Annotated in this window: 10 protein-coding genes and 1 tRNA gene; 4 read left to right on the top strand and 7 right to left on the bottom strand. The window is 71.6% G+C overall.

Annotation, left to right across the window (positions count from 1 at the left end; genetic code table 11):
• The first annotated feature begins 38 nt into the window (after positions 1-38).
• Complete coding sequence (locus EAO76_RS19590) at positions 39-1,271, top strand: Glu/Leu/Phe/Val dehydrogenase dimerization domain-containing protein (RefSeq protein WP_148837426.1); 1,233 nt, start codon at positions 39-41, stop codon at positions 1,269-1,271.
• A 344-nt stretch (positions 1,272-1,615) separates the two neighbouring features.
• Here the strand turns inward: EAO76_RS19590 and EAO76_RS19585 are convergent, their stop codons facing one another.
• Positions 1,616-2,002 carry a hypothetical protein gene (locus EAO76_RS19585; RefSeq protein WP_148837195.1) on the bottom strand — a complete coding sequence of 129 codons (387 nt, stop codon included), beginning with the start codon at positions 2,000-2,002 and terminating at the stop codon, positions 1,616-1,618.
• A 167-nt stretch (positions 2,003-2,169) separates the two neighbouring features.
• Here EAO76_RS19585 and EAO76_RS19580 point away from each other — a divergent pair, with 167 nt between their 5' ends.
• Complete coding sequence (locus tag EAO76_RS19580) at positions 2,170-3,174, top strand: helix-turn-helix transcriptional regulator (RefSeq protein ID WP_148837194.1); 1,005 nt, start codon at positions 2,170-2,172, stop codon at positions 3,172-3,174.
• Positions 3,175-3,246: 72 nt separating this feature from the next.
• On the opposite strand, the gene EAO76_RS19575 is transcribed toward EAO76_RS19580, so the two are convergent.
• From EAO76_RS19575 to EAO76_RS19550, 6 genes are all read right to left on the bottom strand, one after another.
• A complete protein-coding gene (locus EAO76_RS19575; RefSeq protein ID WP_148837193.1) occupies positions 3,247-4,032 on the bottom strand; it encodes a MerR family transcriptional regulator in 786 nt (261 codons plus the stop codon).
• A gap of 171 nt (positions 4,033-4,203) precedes the next feature.
• On the bottom strand, positions 4,204-5,385 hold the full coding sequence (locus EAO76_RS19570; protein WP_148837192.1) for a serine hydrolase: 1,182 nt from the start codon (positions 5,383-5,385) through the stop codon (positions 4,204-4,206).
• Between the two features lie 131 nt (positions 5,386-5,516).
• Complete coding sequence (locus tag EAO76_RS19565; protein WP_148837191.1) at positions 5,517-6,107, bottom strand: HAAS signaling domain-containing protein; 591 nt, start codon at positions 6,105-6,107, stop codon at positions 5,517-5,519.
• Positions 6,104-6,478 carry a PadR family transcriptional regulator gene (locus tag EAO76_RS19560; RefSeq protein ID WP_148837190.1) on the bottom strand — a complete coding sequence of 125 codons (375 nt, stop codon included), beginning with the start codon at positions 6,476-6,478 and terminating at the stop codon, positions 6,104-6,106. Before EAO76_RS19560 ends, EAO76_RS19565 begins: the two co-directional genes overlap by 4 nt.
• A gap of 131 nt (positions 6,479-6,609) precedes the next feature.
• Positions 6,610-7,686, bottom strand: a complete 1,077-nt coding sequence (locus tag EAO76_RS19555) for a S1 family peptidase (protein WP_399462386.1) — start codon at positions 7,684-7,686, stop codon at positions 6,610-6,612.
• A gap of 226 nt (positions 7,687-7,912) precedes the next feature.
• Positions 7,913-7,986 (bottom strand) — tRNA-Thr (locus EAO76_RS19550).
• Positions 7,987-8,165: 179 nt separating this feature from the next.
• Between EAO76_RS19550 and EAO76_RS19545 the strand changes: the two genes are divergently transcribed.
• Positions 8,166-9,302 carry an ABC transporter ATP-binding protein gene (locus EAO76_RS19545; protein ID WP_148837189.1) on the top strand — a complete coding sequence of 379 codons (1,137 nt, stop codon included), beginning with the start codon at positions 8,166-8,168 and terminating at the stop codon, positions 9,300-9,302.
• Between the two features lie 223 nt (positions 9,303-9,525).
• On the top strand, positions 9,526-9,939 hold the full coding sequence (locus EAO76_RS19540; RefSeq protein ID WP_148837188.1) for a hypothetical protein: 414 nt from the start codon (positions 9,526-9,528) through the stop codon (positions 9,937-9,939).
• Positions 9,940-9,953: the final 14 nt, after the last annotated feature.

Below are 9,953 nucleotides of genomic sequence, written 5' to 3'. Positions count from 1 at the left end.
GGCCCCACCCTCATCACCGTCCCCCAGGAGCTCCCGCGATGACCGCGTCCCCGACCGCCGTGCCGTCCTCCCCCACGGCCCCCACCGCCCCGCTGATCTCCCTCACCTGGACCGACGAGGAGACCGGCCACCAGGGGCATCTGGTCATCGACCGGCTGGTGCGCGGCGTCTCCAGCGGCGGCCTGCGGATGCGCGCCGGCTGCACGCTGGAGGAGGTCACCGGCCTGGCCCGGGGCATGACGATGAAGGAGGTGCTGCACTACGACCCGCGCAACCGCTACATCCCGCTGGGCGGCGCCAAGGGCGGCATCGACTGCGACCCGCGCGACCCCGCCGCCTACGGCGTCCTCGTCCGCTACCTGCGCGCCGTGCGCCCCTACGTCGAGCAGTTCTGGACCACCGGCGAGGACCTGGGGCTCACCCAGGACCTCGTGGACCGGGCCGCCGCCGAGGCCGGGCTGGACTCCTCCATCCAGGCCGTGTACCCGCTGCTCGACGACGAGGAGGCCGCCCGGCGGCGCCTCGCCGACGCCTTCGCCATCGACGTGGACGGCATCGGCCTGGACGAACTGGTGGGCGGCTGCGGCGTCGCCGAGTCGGTGCTCACCGCGCTGGACCGGGCCGGTGTCGCCCACCGGGGCACCCGCGTCGCGGTGCAGGGCTTCGGCACGATGGGCGGCGCCACCGCCCGCTTCCTGGACCGGGCCGGGCTGCGCGTCGTCGCCGTCGCCGACGTGAAGGGCACCGTCGCCAACCCCGCGGGGCTGGACGTCGAGGCGCTGCTCGCCGCCCGCGACGGCCACGGCTCGGTGGACCGTACGGCGCTCCGCCCCGAGGACCGCGAACTGCCGGCCGACGCCTGGCTGACCACCGGGGCCGAGGTACTGGTGCCGGCCGCCGTCTCGTACGCCATCGACACCGCCAACCAGGCCCGGATCACCGCCCGTTGGATCGTCGAGGCCGCCAACATGCCGGTGCTCCCGGAGGCGGAGTCGCTGCTCGCCGCCCGAGGCATCACCGTCCTGCCGGACGTCGTCGTCAACTCCGGTACCAATGCCTGGTGGTGGTGGACGCTCTTCGGGGACATCGGCGCCGACGCCGACGAGGCGTTCGCCCACACCCGCCGGTCGATGCGCACCCTGGTCGACCTGGTGCTGACCCGTGCCGAGGCCGAGAACCGCACCCCCCGGGCCGCCGCGCACGCCCTGGCCGCCGACCGGCTCCCGGTCGTCGCGGAACGCTTCGGATCGTTCCGCCGGCCCTCCCGCTGACCGTCCGGCCGACCGTTCCACCGCATTCCCGAATTCTTTCCGGTCACCTTCCCGTCGGTTTGACACCGACTTCCCACCGACTTCCCACCGGATTCCCGCCGGTTTTCCGCCCCGGCGCACGCGCGGGCGCACATCCCGAATAAAACGCCCCGCGCACATGCCGGATTCCCGCACTCCGGAGCGGAGAACTCGAAAAGGCTTGCGGGGAATCGGCTTTCGATTCCCCGCAAGCCCCGGCCGGGATTCGGCGAGAACCCCCACCGGGAATCCCCCGGGCCTCCGGGAACACCGGAGACCTCGGCCCGTCCGAACGGTTCAGACGGTCCGGACGGCCCGCACGACCCTCACTTGACGAGCCGGATGGAGTTGTACGGGGTGTAGTCGTAGTCGGCGTACGTGTTGGCCTTCTGGTACCCGCCGCAGTTGTTGCCGGCCGCGTCGTAGCAGTTGCGGGCGGTGGCACCGCCGGTCTGGTGGTTGTAGATCCGCTTGATGCCGTACTGGTTGTAGATCTTGTGGGCGCCGTAGGAGTAGAAGATGTAGGTGGGCTTGTCGTTGGCCCAGCTGCCGTTCGGGTAGAGGCAGACCGCCCCGGACGGGCAGCCGTGGATCGTGGCCGCCGCCCCCGCCTCAGCCGCCGCGGCGCTCCCGCCGAGCGTCAGCACCGAACCGGCGGCGAGCACGGCGGCGGCCGCGACGGTCCTGGTGATCGCGTTCCGGACCTTGCGCATATGCGATTCCCCCTTTTTCCCGATGCCGCGTCCCCCGTTCGAGAACCGCGGATCCCCTGTTTCTGCCGCTCATTCCCGAGCTCCCCACATAATGGAAGCGAAGGTCGCCGGGGGGCGAACAGTTTGCACCACGGGGAAAACAGTTCGGAGCACCGATCGGGGGACCGATGGAACTGCGCATCCACTTCACTGCGGACGACCTGGCACGGACCACGGTGGCCACCCGGCCGGACGACATGTGGGAATTGGTCAACAGCCTCCACATTCTCCAGTCCCCGCGACCGCCGTCGGAGTACGGGCCGTGGCTGCGCCACGTCCGGACCCGATTCACCGAACGGGACCTCAGGTCCCTCGTCCGGTACGTGACCGCTCTCGTCCCGTACCGAGGGGCCTTCCCCGATTTCCTCACCCCGCCGGGCGCGGACGGTTTCGGCGCCTCGCTCGACCTCATCCGCGCCACCCCGGCCGCCCGGCTCCGCGACGAACTCGCCGTCCACTTCGGCCGCCGCACCCCGCCCCCGTGGGCCCGCCCGCTCGCCGACGGCGACCGCCGCGCCCGGCAGGAACTCCAGGACGCCCTCACCACGTACCACCGCGAACTGCTCGCGCCCCAACTCCCGCTGATCGGCGAGACGTTCCACCTCGAACGCGCACAGCACAGCCGGGACATCCTGGCGGGCGGCGTCGAACGGCTCCTGCACACCCTGCCGCCGTCGATCCGCTGGCGCTCCCCGACCCTGGTCGCCGACTACCCGCGCGACCGCGACCTGCACCTGCGCGGCCGGGGCATCACGCTGATCCCCTCGTTCTTCTGCACGAAGTGCCCGGTGACGCTCATCGATCCGGACCTTCCCCCCGTACTGGTCTACCCCGTCACCGGCCGGCCCCTGCCGGACACGGAACCCGACGGCCTGACCGACCTGCTGGGACGGACCCGCGCACTGGTCCTCCAGGCGCTGACCCCGCCCTGCTCGACCGGCGAACTGGCCGTCCGCACCGGCGTGTCCATCGGCACCGCGAGCAAGCACGCCTCGGTGCTGCGCCGGGCGGGACTCGTCACCAGCACCCGGAGGGGCTGCATGGTGCTGCACGCCCTGACCCCTCTCGGCCGCGCCCTGGCCGACCCCCACCGCACGCCCTCCGCCCCCGACGGGGACCACACCCCCCACTGACCGCGGGGCCACAGAACCACAAGACCGCAGGACCGCAGGACCGCAGGACCGCAGGACCGGAACACGGTGCGGTCAGCGGGAGTTCGCCCCCGGTATGCGGACGCCGGCGGCGCGGAGCCCGGCCTCGACGAGCGTGACCAGCCGGGCCGTGGCCGGTGCCTCGTCCCCGCCGTGGCGGGCGACCATCTCGTACCGGGTCGCGGCCTCGGTACGGGCCTGCAGACCGGTCACGATCTTGAGCTGCTCGGGGCTGGCCAGGTAGTGGTCGACCAGGGCGGTGGCGAGTTCGGCGATGCGGGGGTCGTCGGACTCCCAGGCCGCGGATTCGGCGGCGCGTTTGCTCAGGGCGACGAACCGGGCGTCCCGCAGGGCGTGTTCGACATGGCCGAGGTGCTCGTCGAAGCCCTCGGGGACCAGCGCCCTGGCAAGCACCAGCCCCTCCCGGGCGGCCGCCACCTCGTCCTCGGTGAAGCCGAGGCCGGGCATCCGCTCCAGCAGCGCCACGGCACGGTCGGGCAGCAGCGCCCGGTTGCCGTCGGCGAGCCGGTGCAACGTGTCACGTCGGGCGGTCAACTCCTCGATGCGTTCGGTGAGTTGCCGCTCGACGTCGACGAGTGCGGCGGCGAGGTGCGCGGCGTCGGCGTCGATCAGGGGCCCGGTCTCGGCCAGCGGAACCCCGGCGGCGGCCAGGGTGCGGACCTGCACCAGCCGCAGCAGGTCGGCCGACCCGTACCGCCGGTAGCCGGAGCCGTCGCGTTCGGGCTCCGGCACCAGACCGAGCTTGTGGTAGTGCCGCACCGTCTTCACCGTGACGCCGACGAACGCCGCCGCCCGCCCGATCGTGACACCGTTGTTCATCCGCCGAAGCCTGCCTCGCGCTCGGGTCCGGCCACCGGTGCGCACACCGGGGCCGGGCAGGTGGACGGGTCGCGCCGGGTCCGGCGCGACCCCGGTCCCCTCACTACCCGATGTCCGGCCGGAAGGGAACGCCCCTTCGGACGCGCCTCGGGACTCACGGGGCACCGGAGTTCAGCCCGCGGACCGGGCCGGACCTTCCTCCCCGCCGCGGAACACCTCGTCGACGAGCCGCTGCGTCGCCTGCTGGAACGGCACGGCCAGGGACAGCGCGGCGTCGTCCACGTAGTTCAGCGTGCCGGTCATGACCCTGCCCCCGTCGGGCGTGGCGTACATCAGCGCCGCGTGGCCGGCGGCGCCGCCGTTGTGGTTGATGAGGGTGCCGCCGTCGCCCGTGTCCTGCACGAACACCCCCAGGCCGTAGCCCGTGCCGGGAATGGGCGTCGGGCGCGGCGTGCACATCTCGGCCAGCAGCCCGGCCGGCAGGAGCCTGCCGCCCACCAGCGCGGAGACGAACGTGCTCAGGTCCCGGGAGGTCGAGATCATGTCACCGCCGCTGGAGATCCAGGAGGGGTTCAGCTCGGTCACGTCGACCGTCCTCTCCTCGCCCGCGTCCTCGTACCGGTAGTAGGCGTGGGCGTGCGGCTCGGCGATCTCCGTCCGGGTGGTGGGCACCACGGTGCCCGACAGCCCGAGCGGCTCCAGGATCAGCCGCCGCGCCTCCTCGGCGATCGAGCGGCCGGTGACCTGCTCGATCAGCAGCCTGGCCAGCACGTAGTTGGTGTTGGAGTAGCTCCAGTCCGTGCCCGGCTCGAACCGCGCCGGCCTGGACAGCGCGAGGCGCGCCAGCTCCTCCGGCCGGTAGGTCCTGAAGCGGTTGTCCACCCACTCCTTGCCCGCGGTGGTGGCCGGGATGCCCGGCACCATCGTCCCGTCCTCGTAGTACTCCCCGGTGAAGTTGAAGATCCCGCTGGTGTGCTGCAACAGCATCCGCACCGTGATCCGCCGGTCCAGCCCGAACCCGGGCAGATGGTCGGCCACCGGGGCGTCCAGTCCGAGCCCGCCCTCGGCCACCAGTTGCAGCACCAGGGTCGCGACGAAGGTCTTGGTGCTGCTGCCGATCCGGACGTGCCCGTCCGTCGGCGGCTTCGCGGCCTCTCCCAGTCGGCTCGATCCGGCACTGCCGACCCACTCGCCCCGCTCGTCGTGCACCCGCAGCGTGATCCCGGTGATGCCGGACTCGACGATCTCCTCCAGGGCCTTGTGCAGTTCCGGGCGCTCCTGTCCGGCAGCAGCGGCGGCAGCGGCAGTGGCGTCGAACGCGTTCTCGTCCCGGCCGGAAAGGCTGATGGACATGGTGTGTGTGCTCCCTCGGGTCCGTCGTGCTCCGGATCGACGGACCGTCGCGGCCTGCCGATGCGACGAGCCTCCACCCTGACCCGAGGTCAACCTCAACTGTGATCCGGCCCACACCCGCCTTCGGCGCCTCAGGCGCGCCGGACCTTCCAGAGCCACGCCGCCGCGGCACTCATCAGGGCGAGCATCACCAGGTTGGGCAGCAGGACCGGATCGCCGCTCGCGTCATTGGACAGGTTCCAGGTCGCTATGACGACGCTCGGCAGGACGGCGGTGAGCAGTACGCCGGTGGTCTTCTGGACGGCGGTCCAGTGCACCGAGGTGCACAGGAGGACGGCGCCGACGATGCGGAACAGTCCGCCGAACAGCGGGCCGGGCTGCTCGGAGAAAACCATCACGAAGGGCAGCGAGAGGACGATCATCAGGAGCGGGACCAGCGGGTGCACCTTGCCGCGCCGGGGGGCGGGCGCGGCACTGCCCGGGGCCGGCGCCCCGATCACCCCGGCCCCCGCCTCGGCCAGCGCCGTCGCCGCGATCGCGCGGGGGTCCCCCAGCTCCGCCAGGATCTCGCCGAGCGCGGCCTCGGGCCGCTCGGCGCGCGTCACCTCGATGTGCTCGGCGAGGTCGGCGAGGAGCTCCTGACGACGGTCGGCGGGAAGTGCGGACGCCTCGCGCTCGACGGCGGAGAGGTAGTCGCGTACGGGGTCGGCAGAAGTCTTCATGCGAGGTCTCCGGTGAGGGGTTTCGAGGTGGCCAGGAAGGCGTCGACGGCATTGCGGAAATCGGGCCAGACGCGGGTGAACTCGTCGAGCGCGGCCCGGCCGCTGTCGGTGAGCGCGTAGTAGCGACGGGGCGGCCCGGAGGCGGACTCCTGCCAGCTGGTGGTGACCAGGTCGTCGCGGCGGAGCCGGGAGAGCAACGGGTAGACCGTGCCCTGGCTGGTGGCCAGGGCCCCGGATTCCTCCAGCGACTGGAGCAGCTCCACGCCATAACGGGGACGGTCCCGCATCAGGGCGAGTACGCAGTACTCCAGGACCCCCTTGCGCAGCTGGGCGGCTGCGCGGGCCTGCTTGGTCGAATCACCTGGTTCCATGCGATGCAAGATACCTGGTCGAGCAAGTGGATGGAAAGGGGGGTCCTACCGTCCCGTTCGCCCGGTGGGCCGGACGACGAAGGGCGGCACCCCTCGACAGGGGTGCCGCCCTCGGATCGCGCCGGTTCCGCTCAGGTGGTACGGCGGGCCTTGCGGCGACGTACCGCGACGGCGGTGCCGCCACCCGCGGCGACCAGCGCGGCGGCCACGCCGGCGATCGCCGCGGCGGTGCCGTTCGCACCGGTCCCGGCGGCACCGTTCGCACCGGTCCCGGCGGCACCGTTCGCACCGACCTCGCTCACACCGGCCCGGACGATGCCGCCCCTGCCGGTCCCGGCGGCACCGTTCGCACCGGCCTCACCCGCACCGGCCTCGAAAGAGCCGGGCGCCGGAGCCGCGTTGGCCTTCATGGTCCGGCCGATCCAGCCCGCGTAGGCGGGCGCGCTGCTGTAGAGGCCGGGGCCCTGCGAGCACGGCACGTCCGGGACGCCGGGCCCCGAGGTGACACCGATCAGCTCCCAGCGGCCGCCCCGGCCCTTCCGGATCTGCGGCCCGCCGGAATCCCCGAAGCAGGCCATGGCCCCGGGCACGGTGGAGACCGTGCACAGCCGGGTCCGGTCCGCGTAGCCGGGCGCGCACTCGGACTCGGCACCCCTGCGGGTGTCCAGCTCCTGCAACCGGTCCGGGAACCGGAACTCGGTGTCGACGGTGGTGCCGAATCCCAGGAGCCGGGTCGGCGTGCCGGGCTTCCCGGCCTGTCCGGCGATCCGGATGGGCTTCTCGGCGACCGGGCGGTCCAGGCGTATCAGCGCGACGTCGTCCTTGTTGGCGGACTTGTTGTTGCCGTTCACATAGCCGGGGTGGGCGAAGATCCGGTCGATCCTCCGGACCGTGCCACCGGTCTTGCGGTGGTCGCTGCCGACGCGCACGATGCCCTCCAGTTCGAGGCCCTCGACCTTCACGCAATGGGCCGCCGTCAGCACCCACTGCCGGTCGATCAGCGACGCCCCGCAGTTCCCGTCGTTCAGCCCCTGCTCCGGGGCCGACGCCGGGATGGTCGCCATGAACGGGTAACTCTCGCTGGATTCCGACCCGTTGACGATGGCTCCGGCACTGCCGGCCATGACGGTGGCGCAGGCGCCGGCGGCGAGAACACCGATGACGGCGGTACGGACGGTACGACGGCGAAGCGGCTCGAAGCTGAACACGGAGGGTTCCTTCTTGCTCGGCGGATCCTTGCGCGACCAGCCTCGCCACCCGGCTCCCGCCGGACCATCCGGACAGCGGGCCGACCGGCACTGCGGGCACCCCCCGCCCGGAACGGGGGAGAGCCGGAGCCCCGACCGGAACCGGGACCGCGGACGCCGCCTCGCCCGCCGGGCGAAAAACGAAAGAAGCCCGGGTCGGAACTCGTCCGACCCGGGCTTCCCGCAGAGCCCCCTGTCGGATTCGAACCGACGACCTACGCATTACAAGTGCGTTGCTCTGGCCAGCTGAGCTAAGGAGGCGTGCCGGAGCAGTGTAACCAACGCCTCGCCCCGAGTGGTCCCGAAATTTCGCGGCCTTCGAACTACTGACAGATTCGAAATGGCCAGGTAGCGTCGCGGAAGGTTCACTCAAGTGGACCAGACCACTCCCTTACTCGGATCGTCCGGCACGTTCCTGCCGGTGAAGGAGAAGATTCAGCATGGCCAGCGTTACGTTCGACAAGGCGTCCCGCGTCTACCCCGGCTCCACGAAGCCGGCCGTGGACCAGTTGGAGATCGACATCGCGGACGGCGAGTTCCTCGTCCTCGTCGGTCCCTCCGGTTGTGGAAAGTCGACCTCCCTGCGCATGCTCGCGGGTCTCGAGGACGTCAACGGCGGCGCGATCCGCATCGGTGACCGCGACGTCACGCACCTGCCGCCGAAGGACCGGGACATCGCCATGGTGTTCCAGAACTACGCGCTCTACCCGCACATGACCGTCGCGGACAACATGGGCTTCGCGCTCAAGATCGCCGGGGTCAACAAGACCGAGATCCGGGCGAAGGTCGAAGAGGCCGCCAAGATGCTGGACCTCACCGACTACCTGGACCGCAAGCCGAAGGCGCTCTCCGGTGGTCAGCGTCAGCGTGTGGCGATGGGCCGCGCCATCGTGCGTGAGCCGCAGGTCTTCCTCATGGACGAGCCGCTGTCGAACCTCGACGCCAAGCTCCGCGTCTCCACCCGTACGCAGATCGCCTCGCTCCAGCGCCGCCTGGGCATCACGACCGTGTACGTCACCCACGACCAGGTCGAGGCCCTCACCATGGGCGACCGGGTCGCGGTCCTCAAGGACGGTCTGCTCCAGCAGGTCGACTCGCCGCGCAACATGTACGACAAGCCGGCGAACCTCTTCGTGGCCGGCTTCATCGGCTCCCCGGCCATGAACCTGATCGAGGTCCCGATCACCGACGGCGGCGTGAAGTTCGGCAACAGCGTCGTCCCGGTCTCCCGCGAGGCGCTCTCCGCCGCCGCGGACAAGGGCGACACGACCGTTACGGTCGGCATCCGCCCCGAGCACTTCGACATCGTCGAGCACGGCGGCGCCGCCGCGAAGTCCATGTCCAAGGACAGCTCGGACGCCCCGGCCGGCCTGGCCGTCTCGGTCAACGTGGTCGAGGAGCTCGGCGCCGACGGCTTCGTCTACGGCTCCGCGCGGGTCGGCGGCGAGGACAAGGACCTGGTCGTCCGCGTCGGCGGCCGTGCCGTCCCGGAGAAGGGCACCAAGCTCCACGTCGTGCCGCGCCCGGACGAGCTGCACGTCTTCTCCACCTCGACGGGCGCCCGCCTCACCGACTGACGCCCCGCAGCGCCACACGAACGGCCCCGCACTCCCGGTGGAGTGCGGGGCCGTTCGCACGCACGGGGCGGTTTCGGGTTTGGGGCACGCGGCCCCGGATTCCCCGGCACACCGGGCATTTCGACGCCGGACGTCAACACGGAATTCGAAAAGCACTCTCGAACCTTCCCCCTCAGGGGTGACGAAATGTCGCCATATCATTACTGACCGCTACGCTCGCTGCGTGACCCAGACTGCGCGCCGCATCGGCCGATCCCTCGCCTTCGTCCTGCCCGTCGTGATGGTCCTCTCCGGGACCCTCGCCGTCACCAGCGTGCCGTGGGCGGCGAACAACTCCGAGCCGCAGGTCCTGACCGCGTCGGCTCACGACATCTCGAAGCGCGCCGAGGCGCGCACCCCGCAGGACGTCCTGCGCGACCGGCTGCTCGTGGAGCTCCGGGAGAAGGACCCGAGTGTCGCGCTGACGGACCTCCAGCGCTCCGTCGAGGGCCGTCCCTCGCTCGCCCGGCACTGCATGTCCATCGCCAGGGCACTGGGCCGCGCCGCGGTCGACAAGTACGGCCCCACGCAGGCCCACCGGTTCTCCCGCCCCGTCTGCGACACCTCGTTCGCCTCGGGGGTCGCACAGTTCAGCTGACCGGACGTTCCGGG

This window comes from Streptomyces sp. sk2.1 (assembly GCF_008120935.1).
GTDB lineage: Bacteria > Actinomycetota > Actinomycetes > Streptomycetales > Streptomycetaceae > Streptomyces.
The sequence above is the reverse complement of the archived record's forward strand: the minus strand, read 5'-3'. Positions and strand labels throughout refer to the sequence as shown.

What these genes read in the sequence shown, in the direction of transcription:
- EAO76_RS19580 (WP_148837194.1), top strand. Translation starts at nt 2,170, where the DNA reads ATGGAACTGCGCATCCACTTCACTGCGGACGACCTGGCACGGACCACG.
- EAO76_RS19570 (WP_148837192.1), bottom strand. Translation starts at nt 5,385, where the DNA reads ATGTCCATCAGCCTTTCCGGCCGGGACGAGAACGCGTTCGACGCCACT.
- EAO76_RS19565 (WP_148837191.1), bottom strand. Translation starts at nt 6,107, where the DNA reads ATGAAGACTTCTGCCGACCCCGTACGCGACTACCTCTCCGCCGTCGAG.
- EAO76_RS19585 (WP_148837195.1), bottom strand. Translation starts at nt 2,002, where the DNA reads ATGCGCAAGGTCCGGAACGCGATCACCAGGACCGTCGCGGCCGCCGCC.
- EAO76_RS19575 (WP_148837193.1), bottom strand. Translation starts at nt 4,032, where the DNA reads ATGAACAACGGTGTCACGATCGGGCGGGCGGCGGCGTTCGTCGGCGTC.
- EAO76_RS19590 (WP_148837426.1), top strand. Translation starts at nt 39, where the DNA reads ATGACCGCGTCCCCGACCGCCGTGCCGTCCTCCCCCACGGCCCCCACC.
- EAO76_RS19545 (WP_148837189.1), top strand. Translation starts at nt 8,166, where the DNA reads ATGGCCAGCGTTACGTTCGACAAGGCGTCCCGCGTCTACCCCGGCTCC.
- EAO76_RS19560 (WP_148837190.1), bottom strand. Translation starts at nt 6,478, where the DNA reads ATGGAACCAGGTGATTCGACCAAGCAGGCCCGCGCAGCCGCCCAGCTG.